Genomic DNA, 18,820 nt, shown 5'->3' with positions numbered 1-18,820 from the left:
CGCACCGGTCGGGTCAGCCGCCGCGCGGGTCCGGGTCGCGCCCCCGGACCCGCGCGGGCGTCATCCCGCGGCTGCCGCGGTGGCCAGCACCGCCCGGGCGGCCGCGGCGTCGCCGGCGGCGAGCGCCGCCTCGGCGAGCCGGCGGCAGTCGGCCAGGGTGTGCTCCGCGAGGGCGGCCCGGACCGCGGGCACCGAGCGGGCGGACATCGACAGGCTGGTCACCCCGAGACCGGTGAGCACCACCGCCAGTCCCGGATCGGCCGCCGCCTCGCCGCAGACACCGACCGGCTTGCCGGCTGCCCGGCCGGCGGCGGCGCAGCCCGCGATCAGTTCCAGCAGCACCGGCTGCCAGGGGTCGAGCAGGTCGGCCAGGTCGCCGCACTGCCGGTCGGCGGCGAACGCGTACTGGCTCAGGTCGTTGGTGCCGATGCTGAGAAAGTCGACCGCGCCCAGCAGGGCGCCGGCGCGCAGCGCCGCCGCGGGGACCTCCACCATCGCGCCTGCCGTCGGCAGGCCCGCCGCCCGGCACCGGTCGGCGAACTCGGCCGCCTCGGCGGCGGTGGTGACCATCGGGGCCATCACCCAGACCTCGGCGTCGGCGGCCCGGGCCGCCTCCGCGACCGCGTCCAGCTGGCCGGCCAGCACGTCCGGCCGGCTCCGGGCGGTACGCAGCCCGCGGACCCCGAGCGCCGGGTTGGGTTCGTCGCCCTGGTCGAGAAAGGGCAGCGGCTTGTCCGCGCCGGCGTCCAACGTCCGCAGGACCACCCGGCGCCCGGCCATCGCGCGGAACACCTCCGCGTACGCCGCGACCTGTTCGTCGTGGCCCGGCGGCTCGGTGCGGTCGAGGTAGAGCAGCTCGGTGCGGAACAGGCCGACCCCCTCGACCTCTCCGGTGAGGTCGCGGACCGAACCGATGTTGGCCAGCAGGGCGACCCGGTGGCCGTCGGCGGTACGCCCGGGTCCGGTCGAGGCGGCCACCCGGTCACGCCGCCGGCGTTCCCGGTCCTGGACCCCCTCGACGGTGTCCGGGTCGATCCCGGCCCGCACCTGCCCGGTCGCGCCGTCGACGCTGACCAGTGTGCCGTCCGTCAGGTCGAGCACCTCGGGGCAGCGGACCACCGCGGGCAGGCCGAGTGACCGGGCCACGATCGCGGTGTGGCTGGTCGGCCCGCCGGCCGCGGTGACCAGCGCCAGCACCCGGCCGGGGTCCAGCCCCGCGGTGTCGGCCGGGGCGAGGTCCCGGGCGACCAGCACGAACGGCCGGCCCGGGTCCGGGATGCCCGGCATCGGTTCGCCCAGGCAGGCGGCGACCGCCCGATCGCGCAGGTCGTCGAGATCGGCCACCCGTTCGGCCAGGTAGCCGCCGGCGGCCTCGAACGCCGCCCGATGGGCCAGCAGCGCCTGCCGGATGGCGTGCGGGGCGTCCTGGCCCTCGCCCACCGCTGCCTCGACGGCCTCCCGCAGCACCGGATCCTCGGCCATCATCACCTGGGCCCGCAGGATCTCGGCGGCGGTCGCGTCGGTGGCGGCGCCGGCCCGCCGGTTCAGTTCGGCGGCGACCGTGGCCAGGGCCTCGACGGCCCGATCGACCTCGGCCGCCGGGTCGGTGACCGGGGTGGCCGGGGGGAGCCGGGGCGGCGGCGCGACCCGGTGCACGGGCCCTGCCGCCAGCCCCGGGCTGACCCCGATTCCGGTCAGGGTGGCGGTGCCGGTCCGGGTGTCCGCGTTCGCCGGGTCAGGCATCCGCGGGCTCCCCCTGCGCGGTCGGTGTGTCGGTCGCGTCCTCGGCGTCGAGGTCGCGGGCGAGCAGTGCGGCGAGCTCGTCGAGGGCCGCGTCGGCGCCGTCGCCGTCGGCCGCCAGGACGACCTCGGTGCCCTGCCGGGCGCCGAGGGCGAGGACCGAGAGCATGCTGCGGGCGGGCACCGCCGGCCGGTCGCCGGTCCGGATGGTCACCGGTACGGACTGGGCGGCCGCCGCCGCCACGAAGAGCGCGGCGGGTCGGGCGTGCAGGCCGCTCGCCGATCCCACGGTCACGGTTCGGGTGGGCATGGCTTCCCCTCTCAGGGTTCGATGGTCACCTTGATGGCCTCGCCCCGGGCCACGATGTCGAACGCGTCGAGCGCCGCCGAGGCCGGCAACCGGTGCGTGATCAGGTCGGTCACCGGCACCGCGCCCGAGGCGATCAGCTCCAGCGCCTGGGCGTTGTGGGCGGGGCTCGAGCCGTTCGCGCCGACGATCGTCAACTCGCGGTAGTGCACCAGGTTGGAGTCGCAGGCGATGATCGGGTTGTCCTTCGGCAGGCCGCCGAAGAAGCTGATCCGGCCCTGCCGGGCGGCCATCTGCAGCGCCTGCTCCTGGGCGGCGCCGGCGGCGGTCGCGGTGATCACGACGTCGGCTCCCCGGCCGTCGGTCAGCTTGAGAATGCCGTCGACCGGGTCGGTCTCCGCCGCGCAGACCGTGCCGTCCGGCGCGACCAGACCGGCGGCCAGGTCCAGCCGTTCCCGGTTCACGTCGACGAGGAAGACCCGGGCGGCCCCGCGCGACCGGGCCAACCGTACGTGCAGGCAGCCGATCGGCCCGGAGCCCATCACGACCACGTCGTCGCCGGGGCCGACCCGGGCCAGCTCCTGTCCGTTGAGGACACAGGCGAGCGGCTCGGCGACGGAGGCCTCGGCGTACCCGAGGCCGGCGGGGATCCGGTTCAGCCCTCCCACCGCCAGCACCTTCGCCGGGACCACCAGATACTCGGCGAAGCCGCCGTCGTAGTGGTAGCCCATCGATTCCTGGTTCGGGCAGACGGTCATCCGCCCGCGCCGGCACTCGGCGCACCGGCCGCACGGGATCGCCGCGATCACCTGGACCCGGTCACCGGGCTGCCAGTCGTCGACGCCGGCGCCGACCTCGGTCACCTCGCCGGCGATCTCGTGCCCCATCACCCGGGGTGGGGAGATGTGGTGGTGCCCGAACTTGGAGATCTTCACGTCGGTGCCGCAGGTGGAACAGGCCCGAACCCGGATCTTGACGTCCCCGGGACCCGGGTTCGGTTCCGGCGCGTCCTCGATCCGGACGTCGCCGGGTGCGTGGAATCGGACGACCTTCACCGCGGGTTCTCCTCTCCAACCGGCTCCAACAGCCGGAGTACGTCAGCTATCTCGGTCGCCTCGCGCAGTTGCCGGGCCCGGTCCGGGTCCAGCAGGATCTGGGCGAGTTCGGACAACAGGGCGACGTGGCCGTCGCCGCGGGCGGCGATCGCCACGCAGACGGTGACCGGGGAACCGCCCCAGTCCACCCCGGCCGGGAAGCGCAGCACCGCCAGCGCGTCCCGGTGCACCGCGTCCTTGCCGGCCAGGGTGCCGTGTGGGATGGCCACCCCCTCCCCGACGTAGGTGGAGACGGACCGCTCCCGCTCCAGCATCGCGTCGAGGTAGCCGGGTTCGACCGCGCCGATCTCGATCAGGGTCTGGCCGCACCTGCGGATCGCGTCGTCCCGGTCGGCGGCCTGCTCGGTCAACCGGACCGCCCGGCGCTCCAACAGCGCGCCGGGCGATCCGAGCTGTTCAGCCATCGACCTGGCCGCCGCTCTGCACGGCCTTCACCAGCTTGGCCACGGCGGGGTCGCCGATGAACACCTGGACCGGAACGATCACCTTGCCCGGCGCGCTGCCCCGGGCCCGGGCGGCCAGTCCGGTGTGGCAGACCACCACGTCGGCATCGGCCGGGATCGAGTTGACCGGGGTGTGCTCGACCGTGACCTGCTGCTTCTGCAACTGCTTGCGGAGCTGGCTGGCGAGCATGACGCTGCTGCCCATGCCGGCGTCGCAGGCGACGACGACCTTGCGGATCTCTGCTCCGTTGATGGTGGCCATTCGGCTCACACCTTCCGTGGTGGGTGGGTTGCGGTCCGGGTCGGTGATGCCGGCCGTCAGGTGGTGACCGGCTGGCCGGCGGTGCGCCCGCCGGCGGTGGTGGAGTCCTGCGGCTGCCCGGCGGTCGCCGGGTCGTCCTGCCCGTCGGTCGGCTCATCGCGCTCCAGCCGACCGAAGCCGAGCAGCGCCGAGGCGACCGCGAAGGTCACCGCCGCGGAGATCAGCACGCCGAGTACGACGGCGAACCAGCCGCCCCTGGGCGCGACGGCGAGGTAGGCGAAGATACTCCCCGGGGACGGGGCGGCGACCAGTCCGGCGCCGGTGGCCATGAAGGTCAGCACACCGGAGGCGCCACCGACGATCATCGCGATGATCAGCCGGGGCTTCATCAGCACGTACGGGAAGTAGATCTCGTGGATGCCGCCGAGGAACTGGATGACGATCGCGGCCGGGGTGCTGGAGCGCAGCAGCCGGGGACCGAAGAACATGAAGGCCAGCAGCAGGCCGAGGCCCGGCCCGGGGTTCGTCTCGATCATGAACAGGATCGACTTGCCGTCGGCGGCCGACTCGGCCGCGCCGAGCGGGGTGAAGACGCCGTGGTTGATGGCGTTGTTCAGGAAGAGCACCTTGGCCGGCTCGACCAGGACCGAGACGAACGGCAGCAGGCTGTTGTCGACCAGCCAGTCGACGGCGTCCCCGGCGGCGTTGGTGATGGTCTCGATGACCGGTCCGATCGCCAGCAGGCCGGCGATCGCCATCACGCCGCCGATGATGCCGGCCGAGAAGTTGTTCACCAGCATCTCGAAGCCCGGCTTGATCCGGTTCTCGACCAGCCCGTCGAAGAGCTTCAGCAGGTACGCGGTCAGCGGGCCGATGATCATCGCGCCGAGGAACATCGGCACGTCGGCGCCGACCACCAGACCCATGGTGGCGATCGCGCCGACCACCGCGCCGCGCTGGCCGTGCACCAGCTTGCCGCCGGTGTAGCCGATGAGCAGCGGCAGCAGGTACGCGATCATGGGATCGACGAGCTCGGCCAGGGTCTCGTTCGGGATCCAGCCGGTCGGGATGAACAGGGCGGTGATCAGGCCCCAGGCGATGAACGCCCCGATGTTGGGCATCACCATCCCGGCGAGATGGCCGCCGATCCGCTGGACGGTGGCTTTGACCCCGGTGCCCTGCACCGCGGGTGTGTAGTCGGTTGCCATGTGTGCTGCTCCTTAAGGGTGGGGGTGGGGAGGGGATCGGCAGCGAAGCATCAGGGTGGATCCGCCGCCGTCAACCGTTCGCGAGAGGCTTCTGCGGGACCAGGCGTTTCTCCTCGGCCGGCCGCGGCTGGGCCGGCGCGTCCCGGGCGGTGGACCGGAACTCGACCGTCCGGTCGCGGACCTGGACGTCCGCCCGGTTCAGGTCGGCCGGGCCGGGCATCCGGCTGCCCGGCAGCCGGACCGCGGCGGCGCCCCACGCCAGCCCCTCCGCCAGGGCGGCCGGGCCGGCGGCGCCGGCGGCCAGGAACCCGGCCAGCAGTGCGTCTCCGGCGCCGACGCTGCTGCGCGGTCGGGCCACCGGGCAGTCGCCGCTGACCACGCCGGTGGCGTCGACCAGGACGGCACCGTCGGCGCCGAGGCTGGCCAGCACCGCCGCGGCACCCCAGGACCGCAGTTGCTCGGCGGCGGCCACCACGTCGGCAAGTGACTCCATCCGGCGGCCGACCGCCTCGGCCAGCTCCTCCCGGTTCGGCTTCAGCAGCGCCGCCCCGGCGGTGGCGGCCACCTGCAGGGGCGGTCCGCTGGTGTCCACCACGAGCCGGGCGCCGGCGTCGACAAGACGCTCGCAGAGCAGACCGAACGCCTCGACCGGCAGCCCCGGCGGGATGCTGCCGCAGACCACCACCCAGTCGGCCTGTCTGGCGGCGGCCAGCACCTGGTCGGTGACGGCTTCGAACTCGGCGGGAGTCAGGCCGGGACCGGGCTCATTGATCTTGGTCACGGTGCCGTCCGGCTCGGCCAGCGTGATGTTCGACCGGGTCCGCCCGGCGATCGGCACCGCGAACAGGTCGACGCCCTCGGCGGCGAGCAGCCGGACGAGTTGGGCGCCCTCGTCGCCGCCGCACGGCAGCACCGCCCGCGACGCCACCCGGTTGGCCAGCAGCGCCCGGGAGACGTTCACGCCCTTGCCGCCGGGATCGAGCCGGGCCGAGGCGGCCCGCAACACGTCGCCCCGGGCCAGGTGGTCGATCTCGACGGCCCGGTCCAGGCTCGGGTTCAGGGTGACGGTGAGGATCATGCCCGCACCACCCGTACGCCGGCGGTCTCCAGGTCGGCGACGAGATCCTCGTCCAGGCCGCTGTCGCTGATCAGCAGGTCGATGTCGGAGAGCGCGCCGAACCGGGCCAGGTAGTCGTTTCCGATCTTCGTGTGGTCGGCCAGCACCACGGTCCGCCGGGCGGCGGCGATCATGGCCCGCTTGACCGCCGCCTCGGCCGGATCGGGGGTGGTCAGGCCGCGCTCCACCGAGCAGCCGTTGGTGCCGAGGAAGGCGATGTCGACGTACATGTCGGCGAGCGGGCGCAGCGCCCAGTCATCGACGGTGGCCAGGGTCTTGCCCCGTACCCGGCCGCCGAGCAGCAGCACGTTCAGGTTGGTCCGGGTGCCCAGGGTGCTGGCCAGCACCGGCGAGTTCACCACCACGGTCAGCTCGCGGTCGCCGGGGATGGCCTGGGCGAGCCGGGCGGTGGTGGTCCCGGCGTCGAGGATGACGGCACCCTCCTCCGGCAGCTCGGCGAGGGCCGCCTTGGCGATCCGCTCCTTCTCGTCGATGAGTACGGAGTCCCGGGTGGCCAGCGCCGGCTCGAAGCCGATCCGCTCGACGGGGATGGCGCCGCCGTGCACCCGGCGCAGCACCCCGACGCGTTCGAGGGTGGTCAGGTCGCGCCGGATGGTCTCCGCCGTCACGTTGAGGGTTTCGGCCAGGGTGGTGACGTCGACCCGACCCTCGGCCCGGGCCAGCCGGACGATCTCCTGCTGGCGCTCCTCGGCGTACATGTGGTTTCACCGCCGTTTCATTTTGCTTAGCGTTTGTTTACGCCCGAGTCTGTGGGAGTGTCAAGCCTTCACGGCGTTGAACTGCGAAATTGTTCCGCGCCGCGGGCGCGGTGAGGCGATCGTGGTGGTCGGTACCCCGGGTCTCGCGGGCAGGGTTCTGCGCGCGGAGGGCGGCAAGGTGCCCGCCACCGGCTGGCGGGGCGGGCGGGAGGTGCGGGGTCCGGCGGGCGGTGGGCGCGGCTAACCGCGGCGGGCCGGGGCCGGCCCCGAGCTCGCCCGGGTGACCAGCCGGGGCGTCAGCATCAGGTGGCGGTCGGCGCGTACCCCGGTGCTGAGTTGGCCGAGCAGCAGGTCGAGGCTGCGCCGGCCGAGTTCCACGAAGTCCTGCCGGACCGTGGTCAGCGGCGGCAGGTAGAACGGTGACTCGGGTACGTCGTCGAAGCCGACGACACTCACCTGTTCGGGCACCCGGCGGCCTGCCTCGTGCAGAGCCCGCAGCGCGCCCAGGGCGATCTGGTCGTTGCCGCAGAAGATGGCGGTGACCGAGTCGTCGGCGGCCAGCGCCCGGCCCTGCCGGTAGCCGGAGCGGGCGCTCCAGTCCTCGGGCCGGATCACCGGTACGGCCGCTCCGGCGGCGCTGAGCGCGTCCCGCCAACCGTCCATCCGGTCCCGCGCCTCGGGCCAGTCGGGGGGGCCGGGGATGTGGTGGACGGTGGCGTGGCCCAGGGCGAGCAGGTGCCGGGTGGCCATCGCCGCGCCGGCCGCGTTGTCGATCCGCACGGTCGGCACCGCGTCCCCGTCCGCGCCGCCCACGGCGACCGCCGGCAGGCCGGCCGGCACCTGGGTCAGCGCACTGGCGACGGTGCTCTTCGGGGCGATCGCCACGATCCCCTCGACCGACTGGGCGCAGAGTCGGTCGACGGCCTCCAGTACCGAGGCGCGGTCCAGCGAACGGACGCTCGCCACGCTGACGAAGTAGCCGGCCGCGTGGGCGGCCTGCTCGATGCCGTAGAGGGTCGAGGCCGGCCCGAACAGGGTGGTCTCGAAGGCGATCAGGCCGAGCGTGCCGGATCGGCGGGTGACCAGGGCGCGGGCGGCGAGGTTGCGCCGGTAGTTGAGGGCCCGCATGGCGTCCAGGACCCGGGTCCTGGTCTCGGGCCGAACGTTCGGGTGGCCGTTGAGCACCCGGGAGACGGTCTGGTGGGACACCCCGGCGAGCCGGGCGACATCGCGCATCACCGGGTGATCACGGGACAAGATCGCTCCCTCCGCGTCGCGATCCGGCGACCGTCGGACCGGCCTCGGGCCACCGTCGTATCACGGATCCGTACCTACGCCGTCCAGCCTCTTGACGGCACGGCATGAGAACGTTAACACTCTCGAAACGAGGAATCCCAGAGGTCCGAAGGATCGATCGATGTTGAGCCAGTTCTCCCGGCGCCAAGGCGGCTCTCGGCGGCGCTGGTGGGTGGGGCGACGGCGGTCCGATGCCGGAGGGGGTCGAACGAGAAGTTCGGCCATGTGAACGGTAACTACGACCGATGACGATATGAGTCAGGGCCGGGTGGCGATTTCCCGCGACGACGCGGGCCGCGGGTGCTGACGAGTCACCTGATTCGCAACGATGAGGAGGAAACGGTGCTGAAGAGGATCTCGGCGACCGCACTCGGCGTGGTGATGGTCGCCGCGCTGGCCGCCTGTGGTGGCGATACCGGGGGAGAGCCCGCCGACGACGGCCAGATCACGCTCGGGTTTTCCCAGGTGGGCGCGGAGAGTGGCTGGCGAACCGCGAACACCAAGTCGATCCAGGATGCGGCCAAGGAGGCCGGCATCAAACTCCAGTTCTCCGACGCGCAGCAGAAGCAGGAGAACCAGATCCAGGCGCTGCGGTCCTTCGTCACCCAGAAGGTCGACGTCATCGCCTTCTCGCCGGTGGTCGAGACCGGCTGGGACACCGTGCTGCGCGAGATCAAGGACGCCGGGATCCCGGTGATCCTGACCGACCGGGCCGTGGACTCGGCCGACACCTCGCTGTACAAGAGCTTCATCGGCTCGGACTTCGTGCTGGAGGGCAAGAAGGCCGGCGAGTGGCTGGTCGCGGAGTACGAGGGCACGACGGAGCAGGTGAACATCGTCGAGCTGCAGGGCACCACCGGCTCGGCGCCCGCGAACGACCGGAAGGCCGGCTTCGCCGAGGTGATCGGCGCGGACCCGAAGTTCAAGATCGTTGCCTCGCAGACGGGCGAGTTCACCCGTGCCAAGGGCAAGGAGGTCATGGACGCCTTCCTGAAGTCCAACAGCGACATCGACGTGCTCTACGCCCACAACGACGACATGGGTCTGGGTGCGATCGAGGCGATCGAGGGCGCCGGCCTCAAGCCCGGCGTGGACATCAAGATCATCACCGTGGATGCTGTCAAGGACGGCATGCAGGCGCTCGCCGATGGCAAGATCAACTTCATCGTCGAGTGCAGCCCGCTGCTCGGCCCACAGCTCATGGAGCTGGTCAAGAAGGTCGACGCCGGGGAGGAAGTCGAGGCCCGGGTGCTCACCGAGGAGACCACCTTCACCCAGGAGCAGGCCAAGGCCGTGCTCCCGGAGCGACAGTACTGAACCGTACCGATTCGGGTGCCGGCCGTCCCGACGGCCGGCACCCGCGGGTACGCCGCACCGCCAGAGAGGACGCTGACGTGGTCGAACCAGAGCCACTGGTCACAATGACCGGTATCGGCAAGGCGTTCCCCGGGGTCAGGGCGCTCGACGACGTCAACTTCCGGCTGCTGCCCGGCGAGGTGCACGCCCTGATGGGCGAGAACGGCGCCGGGAAGTCGACGCTCATCAAGGTCCTCACCGGGGTGTACGACATCGACGAGGGGGAGATCCGGCTGGCCGGCGTGCCGGTCCGCTTCACCGGCCCGCTTCAGGCGCAGCGGGCCGGGGTGAGCACGGTCTACCAGGAGGTCAACCTCTGCGCCAACCTGTCGGTGGCGGAGAACATCTTCATCGGGCGTGAGCCCCACCGGTTCGGCCGGATCCACTGGTCGAAGATGCGCGACGACGCCGCCGGGCTGCTGCGCCGGCTGGGCGTCGAGGTCAACCCGTCGTCCCTGCTGGGCAGCCACTCGCTCGCCATCCAGCAGATGGTCGCCATCGCCCGCGCCATCGACATCTCGGCGAAGGTGCTGATCCTCGACGAGCCGACCTCCAGCCTCGACGCGGCCGAGGTCGAGCAGCTGTTCCGGGTGATCCGCAAGCTCCGCGACGAGGGCATGGCGATCCTCTTCGTGACCCACTTCCTGGACCAGGTCTACGAGGTCTCCGACCGGATCACGGTGCTGCGCAACGGCCGGCTGGTCGGCGAGTACGCCACCCGCGAACTGCCCCAGCTCGAGCTGGTGGCGAAGATGATCGGCCAGGAACTCGCCGCGCTGGAGCAGCTGGAGGAGCAGCCCAAGCCCTCGCTGGCCGCCCTGGAGGGGGGCGAACCGGTCGTCGAGGCGCACGAACTCGGCCGTACCGGCGCGGTGGAGCCGTTCAGCCTGGCGATCCACTCCGGCGAGGTGGTCGGCCTCGCCGGACTGCTCGGCTCGGGCCGGACCGAGGCGGCCCGGCTGTTCTTCGGTGCCGACCGGGCCGATCGCGGCGAGCTGCGGGCGGGCGGGCGGCCGGTGACGATGCGCGGCCCGCGGGTAGCGATGCGGCACGACATCGCGTTCTGCTCGGAGAACCGGCGGACCGAGGGCATCATCGGCGACCTGACCGTCCGGGAGAACATCATCCTGGCCATGCAGGCCGCCCGCGGCTGGTCCCGCCCACTGCCGCGGCGCCGCCAGGACGAACTTGTCGACAAGTACGTGAAGGCCCTCCGGATCTCGCCGCCCAATCCGGAGGCGCTGGTCCGTAATCTCAGTGGCGGCAATCAGCAGAAGGTCCTGCTGGCCCGCTGGCTGATCACCGAGCCGAAGCTGCTGATCCTCGACGAGCCGACCCGCGGCATCGACATCGGGGCCAAGGCCGAGATCCAGCGGCTGGTCGTGTCGCTGGCCGACGGCGGGATGGCGGTGCTGTTCATCTCGGCGGAACTGGACGAGGTGCTCCGGCTCAGCCACAAGGTCGCCGTCCTGCGCGACCGCCGGATGGTCACCGAACTGGCAAACGACGCCGACCTGGACGCCGAGCGGGTCATGCAGGCAATCGCGAGTGGAGCACGGGAATGACCCGACTGACCGCCCTGACCCGGCACCGCCTGCTGTGGCCGGTGGTGATCCTGCTGGTGCTGCTCGTCAGCAACCTCTTCTTCACGCCGAACTTCTTCTCCATCCAGGTCCGCGACGGCCACCTGTACGGGAGTCTGATCGACATTCTCCGGTTCGGTGCGCCGTTGATCCTGGTGGCGCTCGGCATGACGCTCGTCATCGCCACCGGCGGGATCGACCTCTCGGTCGGCTCGGTGGTGGCGATCTGTGGTGCCCTCTCCTGCCTGCAGATCAGTGACCTGAGCAACCAGAACAGTGTCACCGGCGTCCTGGTCGCGGTGGGGCTGGCGCTGCTGCTGGCCCTCGGGCTCGGAGCCTGGAACGGTCTCCTGGTCGCCGGGGTGGGCATCCAGCCGATCATCGCGACGCTGATCCTGATGGTGGCCGGCCGGGGACTCGCCCAGCTGATCACCGGTGGCCAGATCATCACCATCAACTCCTCGCCGTACAAGCTGATCGGCGGCGGCTACTGGCTCACCCTGCCGTTCTCGGTGTTGATCGCACTGGTGATGCTCGTGCTGACCGTGTTGTTCACCCGGCGTACCGCGCTCGGCATGCTCATCGAGTCCGTCGGCGGGAACGCCGAGGCCAGCCGGCTGGCCGGGGTCCAGGCGAAGCGGCTGATCCTGACCAGCTACATGTTCTGCGCGCTCTGCGCCGGCATCGCCGGGCTGATGATCAGTTCCAACGTCTCCAGCGCGGACGGCAACAACGCCGGGCTCTGGATCGAACTGGACGCGATCCTCGCCGTCGTGATCGGCGGCACCTCGCTGGCCGGCGGCCGGTTCTCCATCGGCGGCACCGTGATCGGCGCGCTGATCATCCAGACCCTCACCACCACCATCTACACCACCGGCATCCCGCCGGAGACGACGCTGCTGTTCAAGGCGCTGGTGGTCACCATCGTCTGCCTGCTCCAGTCGCCATCCTTCCGGGCCAAGGTCTTCCGGCAGCGACGCGAGCCACCGCTGGCGAGACGACCACCGGCCAGCGAGGAACCGAGGATCGAGGTACCGGCATGACGACCCAGGGAACCGTCGCGACCCTCGCGCCGCGCGCCTGGCGACCACAGCAACGCTACGTCCCGGTGCTGGCGACGCTGATCCTGCTGGTGGTGATGTACACCGCGGGGGTGCTGAACTACCCGGGCTTCTCCGACACCCAGGTGGTGCTGAACGTCTTCATCAACAACGCGTTCCTGCTCGTGGTCGGGGTCGGGATGACCTTCGTCATCCTGACCGGCGGGATCGACCTGTCGGTGGGCGCGGTGGTCGCGCTGAGCACCATGCTGGCGGCGACGATGCTGGGCACGTGGAACTGGCCGGCCGCGGTGGCACTGCCCGCGGTGCTGCTGGTCGGATCGCTGCTCGGCGCCGGGATGGGCGCGATCATCCACTACTTCGACATCCAGCCGTTCATCGTCACCCTCGCCGGCATGTTCCTCGCCCGGGGTCTCTGCTACACGATCAGCACCTCGTCGATCCCGATCACCGATCCGTTCTGGACGTCGATGGCGCAGGAGCGGATCCGGTTCGGTGGGTTCTTCATCTCCCCCAGCGTGGTCGTCGCGCTGTTCGTGGTCGCCATCGCGGCCTGGGTGCTCGCCTACACCCGGCTCGGCCGCAACACCTACGCGTTCGGCGGGAACCCGCAGTCCGCCCTGCTGATGGGGCTGCCGGTGGCCCGGACCCAGATCGGGGTCTACACCATCAGCGGGTTCTGCTCGGCGCTCGGCGGGGTGCTGCTCAGCTTCTACATGCTCTCCGGCAACGGGCTGCACGCCGTCGGCATGGAGCTCGACGCGATCGCGGCCGTGGTGATCGGCGGCACGTTGCTCAGCGGCGGTTCGGGCTTCGTGCTCGGCACCGTGCTTGGGGTGCTGGTGCTCGGCCTGATCCAGTCCATCATCACCTTTCAGGGAAACCTGAGCTCGTGGTGGACCAAGATCGTCATCGGGGTGCTGCTCTTCGTCTTCATCCTGTTGCAGCGCACCGTGACCCGTAGCCGGCGGAGCGGGTAGCGGTGTCGGAGCAAGCCGACCAGGCGCGGTCCGGCCGCGCGCCCCAGGCCGTCGTTGGAGGAGGAGTTCAGGTGGGCGAGAACCACACCGACCAGTACGTGATCGGCGTCGACTACGGCACGCTGTCCGGCCGGGCCGTGGTGGTCCGGGTGGCCGACGGCGCCGAGGTCGGCTCGGCCGTGCACGAGTACGAGTACGGCGCCATCTCCGAGCGGCTGCCGGCCACCGGCGCGCCGCTGCCGGGGAACTGGGCGCTGCAGCTGCCGGCCGACTGGCGGGCGGTGCTGCGCGAGGCGGTGCCGAAGGCGGTGGCGGCGGCCGCCGTCGACCCGGCGGCCGTGATCGGCATCGCCACCGACTTCACCGCCTGCACCGTGCTGCCGGCGTTGGCCGACGGCACCCCGCTCAACGAGCTGCCGGAGCTGGCCGACCGGCCGCACGCCTATCCGAAGCTGTGGAAGCACCACGCCGCCCAGCCGCACGCCGACCGGGTCAACCAGGTCGCCGAGGAACGCGGGGAGCCGTGGCTGGCCCGCTACGGCGGCCGGATCTCGGCGGAATGGCAGTTCGCCAAGGCGTTGCAGGTGCTCACCGAGGACCCGGAGGTGTACGCCCGCGCGGACCGGTGGATCGAGGCGGCAGACTGGATCGTCTGGCAGCTGACCGGGGTGGAGACCCGCAACGTCTGCACCGCCGGGTACAAGGGCATCCACCAGGACGGCTACCCGTCCCGCGACTACCTGGCCGCGCTGCACCCCGACTTCGCCGGCTTCGTCGACGACAAGCTCGCCCACCCGCTCGCCCCGCTCGGCGGGCTGGCCGGCCGGCTCACCGACGAGGCGGCCGCCTGGACCGGTCTGCCGGCCGGCATCGCGGTGGCGGTGGGCAACGTCGACGCGCACGTCACGGCCGCGGCGGCCAAGGCCGTCGAGCCGGGCCAGCTGGTCGCCATCATGGGCACCTCCACCTGCCACGTGATGAACTCCGACGCCCTGGCCGAGGTGCCGGGCATGTGCGGCGTCGTGCGGGACGGCATCGTGCCCGGCCTGTGGGGGTACGAGGCGGGCCAGAGCGGGGTGGGTGACATCTTCGCCTGGTTCGTGGCCAACTCACTGCCGGCCGGTTACGCCGAGCGGGCCGCCGAGCGCGGCCTGGACCCGCACCAGTACCTGACCGAGCTGGCCGCCGCGCAGCGACCCGGCCAGCACGGCCTGGTGGCGCTGGACTGGCACAACGGCAACCGGTCGGTACTTGTCGACCACTACCTGTCCGGGATGATCGTCGGGCAGACCCTGGCCACCCGGCCGGAGGAGCAGTACCGCGCACTCATCGAGGCGACCGCCTTCGGCACCCGCACCATTGTGGACGCATTCGAGTCCGCCGGGGTCCCGGTCACCGAGTTCATCGTGGCTGGCGGGCTGCTCAAGAACACCTTCCTGATGCAGGTCTACGCCGACGTGCTGCGCCGGCCGCTGAGCGTGATCGACTCCGAACAGGGGCCGGCGCTCGGCTCGGCGATCCACGCGGCGGTGGCCGCCGGGGCGTACCCGGACATTCGGGCCGCGGCCCAGGCGATGGGCAAGGTACGCCGCGCGGTCTACACTCCCGACCCGGCCGCCGCCGACGTCTACGACCGGCTCTACGCCGAGTACCGACTGCTGCACGACCACTTCGGCCGGGGCGGCAACGACGTACTGCACCGGTTGCACGCGCTACGCGAGGAGGCGACCCGATGACCGGCAAACCCTGGTCCGACGAGATCGGCACCGAGATCGCCCGGCTCCGCGACGAGGTGTGCCGGCTGCACGCCGAGCTGACCCGGTGGGGCCTGGTCACCTGGACCAGCGGCAACGTCAGCGCCCGGGTGCCCGGTGCCGACCTGATGGTGATCAAACCGAGCGGGTTGTCCTACGACGACCTGACGCCTGCGTCGATGGTGGTCACCACCCTCGACGGTGAGGTGGTCGACGGTGAGCACCGGCCGTCGAGCGACACCGACGCGCACGGGTACGTCTACCGGGCGATGCCGGACGTCGGCGGCGTGGTGCACACCCACAGCCCGTACGCGACCGCCTGGGCGGCCCGCGGCGAGGCCATCCCGTGCGTGCTCACCGCGATGGCCGACGAATTCGGCGGCGAGATCCCGGTCGGGCCGTTCGCCCTGATCGGCGGCGACGACATCGGCAAGGGAATCGTGGCGACCCTGGCCGGACACCGCTCCCCGGCGGTGCTGATGCGCAACCACGGCGTCTTCACCATCGGCCGGTCCGCGAAGGCGGCCGTGAAGGCGGCGGTGATGTGCGAGGACGTCGCCCGGACCGTGCACATCACCTGCTCGGGCGGTGACCCGGTGCCGATCGAGCCACACCACATCGACGCGCTGTACGAGCGGTACCAGAACGTCTACGGCCAGCGTTGACCAATCACGGAGGGGTAAGCAGATGACATCGCACCTGGCACAGTCGGCACAGCCGGAGATCTGGTTTCTCACGGGCAGTCAGGGACTCTACGGCCCGGAGACGCTGGAGCAGGTCGCCGATCAGTCCCGGGAGATCGCCGGTCTGCTGGACGCCTCCGCCGACGTGCCGGCCCGGGTGGTGTGGCGGCCGGTGCTCACCTCCAGCGCCGAGATCCTGCGGGTCTGCCGGGAGGCGAACGCCGCCGACCGGGTGATCGGCGTGATCGCCTGGATGCACACCTTCTCGCCGGCGAAGATGTGGATCTCCGGCCTGGACGCCCTCACGGCGCCGCTGCTGCACCTGCACACCCAGTCGAACATGGCCCTGCCCTGGGCCGAGATCGACATGGACTTCATGAACCTCAACCAGGCCGCGCACGGCGACCGGGAGTTCGGCTTTGTGCAGACCCGGCTCGGGGTGGCCCGCAAGACCGTCGCCGGTCACGTCCGCGATCCCCGGGTCACCGCCCGGATCGGCGCCTGGACCAGGGCGGCGATCGGCGCGGCCGAGATGCGCGGCCTGCGGCTGGCCCGGTTCGGCGACAACATGCGCGACGTCGCGGTCACCGAGGGGGACAAGGTCGAGGCGCAGCTGCGGTTCGGCGTCTCGGTGAACACCTACGGGGTGACCGAGTTGGTCGAGGCGGTCGACTCGACCTCCGACGCCGACGTCGACAAGCTCGTCCAGGACTACGGCGACCAGTACCGGCTGGCGGCGGAGCTGCGGCCCGGCGGGGACCGGCACGAGTCGCTGCGCTACGCCGCCCGCATCGAACTGGGGCTGCGCGGCTTTCTCACCGGCGGCGGGTTCCGGGCCTTCACCACCAACTTCGAGGACCTCGGCGGGCTGCGCCAGCTGCCCGGCCTCGCCGTCCAGCGGTTGATGGCCGACGGGTACGGCTTCGGCGGCGAGGGTGACTGGAAGACCTCGGTGCTGGTCCGCACCCTCAAGTCGATGTCGGTCGGCACCACCGGCGGTACCTCGTTCATGGAGGACTACACCTACGACCTGACCCCCGGTGAGGAGCTGATCCTCGGCGCGCACATGCTGGAGGTCTGCCCGAGCATCGCCGCCGACACCCCGAGCTGTGAGATCCACCCGCTCGGCATCGGCGGTCGCGAGGACCCGGTCCGGTTGGTCTTCGACGCGGCGGCCGGCCCGGCGGTGGTGCTCGGCCTGGTGGACATGGGGGAGCGGTTCCGGCTGGTCGCCAACGAGATCGAGGTGGTCCCGCCGAGCCAGCCGCTGCCCCGGCTGCCGGTGGCCCGGGCGGTCTGGCGACCCGCGCCGGACCTGCCGACCTCGGCCGAGGCGTGGCTGACCGCCGGCGGGCCGCACCACACCGTGTTGTCCCAGGCGGTCGGCACCGAGGAACTCGACGACCTGGCCGAGATGACCGGGACCGAACTGGTCGTCATCGACGCCCAGACCACGGCCCGCCGGTTCGCCCAGGAGCTGCGCTGGAACCAGGCGTACCACCGGTTGGCCCGGGGTTTCTGACCGGTCCGGCGGCCGGCCGGCACGTCTCGCGCGCCGGCCGGCCGACGCGCGAGGGCTGGCATACTCGCGTCAGGTGGTCGGGTCGTGCCGGGTCGACGGTCCGCCCGCCACCCGCCGACCCCCGGATCGACCCGCACCGCGATGGATGGGCCGCCGATGACCGGAACGACCACCCCGCTGCACGACCTGCTCGGTCGGCTCACCGCGCCAGCGCCCGACGAGTGCCACGTCTGGCGGTTGCCGGTGGTTGCGGGCCGCTGGGACCGCTACGACCAGATCCTCGATGCCGGCGAGCAGGCCCGCCGGGAACGGTTCCTGCGGGAGGCCGACCGGATCCGCTACCAGACCGCGCACGTCGGGGTCCGACTGCTGCTCGGCGGTTACCTCGGCGTATCCCCGCAGGGGTTGCGGTTCGGCCGGGACTGCCGGCACTGCCCTGCGGTCGACCACGGCAAGCCCATGGTGCTGGACCCGCCGTCGGTGCTGGACTTCTCCCTCAGCCACTCCGGGGATCTGGTCACCATCGCGGTGGCGGCCGCCCCGGTCGGGGTGGACGTCCAGGAGGTCGAGGCCCGCACGGACATCGCGTCCATCAGCGCGGTGAGTCTCTCGCCGGCCGAGCAGGAGTGGCTCGGCGCCCAGCCGGTCGAGCAGGCCCGGCAGAACTTCTTCGGCTACTGGGCCCGGAAGGAGGCCCTGCTCAAGGCGACCGGCCACGGGATGGCGGTGCCGATGTCGCGGATCACCCTGAGCCCGCCGACCGAGCCGGCCCGGCTGGTGCGGTGGGCCGCGGACCGGCCGCTGGACGGACCGGCGCAGCTGTTCGATCTGACGGTCGGCCCCGGCTACACCGGCAGCGTCGCGGTGCTGGCCGCCGGCCCGGTCCGGGTGGTCGAGGCCGACCTGCCGGAGCCGCCGGATTAGCCCGGCGCCGTCGTCGGCGCGGCGGCGGCGCCGGTGGTCCGACCGGCGGCCCGCAGGCTCCCGGTCGGCCGAGATAGCACGGGCGTTCGAACGGCGGGGTAGGATGACCGGCATGGTCGAAGCCGCCTACCAGCCGTCGATGCTGGATCTCGCCCCGGCCGGGGCCGGACTGGGCGCGCTCGCCGGCCGGCTACGCCGGCACCAGCTCACCCGGGGAGCCTGGGTCGACCATCTGCCCGGCTGGGTGGGTGGCTCCGACGAGGTGCTGCGGGTCCTGCTCGACGAGGTCGACTGGCGGGCCGAACGGCGCCGGATGTACGACGGAGAGGTGGACGTCCCCCGGCTGCTGCGCTGGTACTCCGCGCGGGAACCGCTGCCGCACGAGCTGCTCACCGAGGCCCGGGACCGGCTCACCGCCCACTACGCGGCCGAGCTGGGCGAGCCGTTCGTGACGGCGGGGATGTGCCTGTACCGCACCGGCCGGGACAGCGTCGCCTGGCACGGCGACACCCTCGGCCGGTCCGCCCACGTCGACACGATGGTCGCCATCGTCTCCTTCGGCTCGCCCCGGCCGCTGCTGCTGCGCCCACGCGGGGGCGGACCGAGCCGACGGTTCGCGCTCGGACACGGCGACCTGATCGTGATGGGCGGCTCCTGCCAGCGCACCTGGGAGCACGCGGTGCCGAAGACGGCCCGCGCGGTCGGCCCCCGGGTCAGCGTGCAGTTCCGCCCGGCCGGCGTCGCCTGAGC

Annotated in this window: 18 protein-coding genes; 9 read left to right on the top strand and 9 right to left on the bottom strand. The window is 72.1% G+C overall.

From position 1 onward, the window contains the following. Window positions 1–60: 60 nt before the first annotated feature. The 9 genes from ptsP to O7627_RS18790 all read right to left on the bottom strand — a co-directional run bounded on the left by ptsP (window position 61) and on the right by O7627_RS18790 (window position 8,168). Window positions 61–1,743, bottom strand: a complete 1,683-nt coding sequence (ptsP, locus tag O7627_RS18830) for a phosphoenolpyruvate--protein phosphotransferase (protein ID WP_278094836.1) — start codon at window positions 1,741–1,743, stop codon at window positions 61–63. Continuing rightward, window positions 1,736–2,050: an HPr family phosphocarrier protein gene (locus O7627_RS18825; protein WP_278094835.1), complete on the bottom strand. Its 315-nt coding sequence runs from the start codon at window positions 2,048–2,050 to the stop codon at window positions 1,736–1,738. Before O7627_RS18825 ends, ptsP begins: the two co-directional genes overlap by 8 nt. A gap of 11 nt (window positions 2,051–2,061) precedes the next feature. Next, window positions 2,062–3,102, bottom strand: a complete 1,041-nt coding sequence (locus O7627_RS18820) for a zinc-dependent dehydrogenase (protein ID WP_278094834.1) — start codon at window positions 3,100–3,102, stop codon at window positions 2,062–2,064. Then, entirely contained in the window at window positions 3,099–3,566 is a 468-nt protein-coding gene (locus O7627_RS18815) for a PTS sugar transporter subunit IIA (RefSeq protein WP_278094833.1), read from the bottom strand. Before O7627_RS18815 ends, O7627_RS18820 begins: the two co-directional genes overlap by 4 nt. Continuing rightward, on the bottom strand, window positions 3,559–3,867 hold the full coding sequence (locus O7627_RS18810; protein ID WP_278094832.1) for a PTS lactose transporter subunit IIB: 309 nt from the start codon (window positions 3,865–3,867) through the stop codon (window positions 3,559–3,561). Before O7627_RS18810 ends, O7627_RS18815 begins: the two co-directional genes overlap by 8 nt. 56 nt (window positions 3,868–3,923) lie before the next feature. After that, complete coding sequence (locus O7627_RS18805) at window positions 3,924–5,075, bottom strand: PTS mannitol transporter subunit IICB (RefSeq protein ID WP_278094831.1); 1,152 nt, start codon at window positions 5,073–5,075, stop codon at window positions 3,924–3,926. 70 nt (window positions 5,076–5,145) lie between these two features. Next, window positions 5,146–6,153, bottom strand: coding sequence for a 1-phosphofructokinase (pfkB, locus tag O7627_RS18800; protein WP_278094830.1), 1,008 nt, complete (start codon window positions 6,151–6,153; stop codon window positions 5,146–5,148). After that, window positions 6,150–6,911 (bottom strand): DeoR/GlpR family DNA-binding transcription regulator, encoded by a 762-nt coding sequence (locus tag O7627_RS18795; protein WP_278094829.1) that lies wholly within the window; start codon window positions 6,909–6,911, stop codon window positions 6,150–6,152. Before O7627_RS18795 ends, pfkB begins: the two co-directional genes overlap by 4 nt. Before the next feature lie 240 nt (window positions 6,912–7,151). Beyond that, on the bottom strand, window positions 7,152–8,168 hold the full coding sequence (locus O7627_RS18790; protein ID WP_347404663.1) for a LacI family DNA-binding transcriptional regulator: 1,017 nt from the start codon (window positions 8,166–8,168) through the stop codon (window positions 7,152–7,154). 420 nt (window positions 8,169–8,588) lie between these two features. On the opposite strand from O7627_RS18790, the gene O7627_RS18785 reads away from it, so the two are divergent. The 9 genes from O7627_RS18785 (at window position 8,589) to O7627_RS18745 (ending at window position 18,818) form a co-directional block, all read left to right on the top strand. Further along, a complete protein-coding gene (locus O7627_RS18785) occupies window positions 8,589–9,524 on the top strand; it encodes an ABC transporter substrate-binding protein (protein WP_278098324.1) in 936 nt (311 codons plus the stop codon). A gap of 77 nt (window positions 9,525–9,601) precedes the next feature. Then, window positions 9,602–11,128 carry a sugar ABC transporter ATP-binding protein gene (locus O7627_RS18780; protein ID WP_278094828.1) on the top strand — a complete coding sequence of 509 codons (1,527 nt, stop codon included), beginning with the start codon at window positions 9,602–9,604 and terminating at the stop codon, window positions 11,126–11,128. Next, window positions 11,125–12,189 (top strand): ABC transporter permease, encoded by a 1,065-nt coding sequence (locus tag O7627_RS18775; protein ID WP_278094827.1) that lies wholly within the window; start codon window positions 11,125–11,127, stop codon window positions 12,187–12,189. The genes O7627_RS18780 and O7627_RS18775 overlap by 4 nt, the downstream gene beginning before the upstream one ends. Then, window positions 12,186–13,187 carry a galactofuranose ABC transporter, permease protein YjfF gene (gene yjfF / locus O7627_RS18770; RefSeq protein ID WP_278094826.1) on the top strand — a complete coding sequence of 334 codons (1,002 nt, stop codon included), beginning with the start codon at window positions 12,186–12,188 and terminating at the stop codon, window positions 13,185–13,187. The genes O7627_RS18775 and yjfF overlap by 4 nt, the downstream gene beginning before the upstream one ends. Window positions 13,188–13,258: 71 nt before the next feature. Continuing rightward, the gene (gene araB, locus O7627_RS18765; RefSeq protein WP_278094825.1) at window positions 13,259–14,923 is read left to right on the top strand and encodes a ribulokinase; all 1,665 of its coding nucleotides are present in this window, start codon (window positions 13,259–13,261) and stop codon (window positions 14,921–14,923) included. Continuing rightward, window positions 14,920–15,606, top strand: a complete 687-nt coding sequence (locus O7627_RS18760; protein ID WP_278094824.1) for an L-ribulose-5-phosphate 4-epimerase — start codon at window positions 14,920–14,922, stop codon at window positions 15,604–15,606. Before araB ends, O7627_RS18760 begins: the two co-directional genes overlap by 4 nt. A 22-nt stretch (window positions 15,607–15,628) precedes the next feature. After that, a complete protein-coding gene (gene araA, locus O7627_RS18755; protein WP_278094823.1) occupies window positions 15,629–17,146 on the top strand; it encodes an L-arabinose isomerase in 1,518 nt (505 codons plus the stop codon). Between the two features lie 156 nt (window positions 17,147–17,302). Next, window positions 17,303–18,070, top strand: a complete 768-nt coding sequence (locus O7627_RS18750) for a 4'-phosphopantetheinyl transferase superfamily protein (protein ID WP_278094822.1) — start codon at window positions 17,303–17,305, stop codon at window positions 18,068–18,070. A 112-nt stretch (window positions 18,071–18,182) separates the two neighbouring features. Then, entirely contained in the window at window positions 18,183–18,818 is a 636-nt protein-coding gene (locus O7627_RS18745; protein WP_278094821.1) for an alpha-ketoglutarate-dependent dioxygenase AlkB, read from the top strand. Window positions 18,819–18,820 lie beyond the last annotated feature (2 nt).

This window comes from Solwaraspora sp. WMMD1047, assembly GCF_029626155.1.
Taxonomy (GTDB): domain Bacteria; phylum Actinomycetota; class Actinomycetes; order Mycobacteriales; family Micromonosporaceae; genus WMMD1047.
This window is presented reverse-complemented; position numbering and strand designations above follow the sequence as displayed.

Excerpts from the sequence above, each read along its gene's own strand:
- ptsP (WP_278094836.1), bottom strand. The coding sequence starts at position 1,743 with ATGCCTGACCCGGCGAACGCGGACACCCGGACCGGCACCGCCACCCTG.
- O7627_RS18825 (WP_278094835.1), bottom strand. The coding sequence starts at position 2,050 with ATGCCCACCCGAACCGTGACCGTGGGATCGGCGAGCGGCCTGCACGCC.
- O7627_RS18815 (WP_278094833.1), bottom strand. The coding sequence starts at position 3,566 with ATGGCTGAACAGCTCGGATCGCCCGGCGCGCTGTTGGAGCGCCGGGCG.
- O7627_RS18810 (WP_278094832.1), bottom strand. The coding sequence starts at position 3,867 with ATGGCCACCATCAACGGAGCAGAGATCCGCAAGGTCGTCGTCGCCTGC.
- O7627_RS18805 (WP_278094831.1), bottom strand. The coding sequence starts at position 5,075 with ATGGCAACCGACTACACACCCGCGGTGCAGGGCACCGGGGTCAAAGCC.
- pfkB (WP_278094830.1), bottom strand. The coding sequence starts at position 6,153 with ATGATCCTCACCGTCACCCTGAACCCGAGCCTGGACCGGGCCGTCGAG.
- O7627_RS18795 (WP_278094829.1), bottom strand. The coding sequence starts at position 6,911 with ATGTACGCCGAGGAGCGCCAGCAGGAGATCGTCCGGCTGGCCCGGGCC.
- O7627_RS18785 (WP_278098324.1), top strand. The coding sequence starts at position 8,589 with ATGGTCGCCGCGCTGGCCGCCTGTGGTGGCGATACCGGGGGAGAGCCC.
- O7627_RS18775 (WP_278094827.1), top strand. The coding sequence starts at position 11,125 with ATGACCCGACTGACCGCCCTGACCCGGCACCGCCTGCTGTGGCCGGTG.
- yjfF (WP_278094826.1), top strand. The coding sequence starts at position 12,186 with ATGACGACCCAGGGAACCGTCGCGACCCTCGCGCCGCGCGCCTGGCGA.
- O7627_RS18760 (WP_278094824.1), top strand. The coding sequence starts at position 14,920 with ATGACCGGCAAACCCTGGTCCGACGAGATCGGCACCGAGATCGCCCGG.
- araA (WP_278094823.1), top strand. The coding sequence starts at position 15,629 with ATGACATCGCACCTGGCACAGTCGGCACAGCCGGAGATCTGGTTTCTC.
- O7627_RS18750 (WP_278094822.1), top strand. The coding sequence starts at position 17,303 with ATGACCGGAACGACCACCCCGCTGCACGACCTGCTCGGTCGGCTCACC.
- O7627_RS18745 (WP_278094821.1), top strand. The coding sequence starts at position 18,183 with ATGGTCGAAGCCGCCTACCAGCCGTCGATGCTGGATCTCGCCCCGGCC.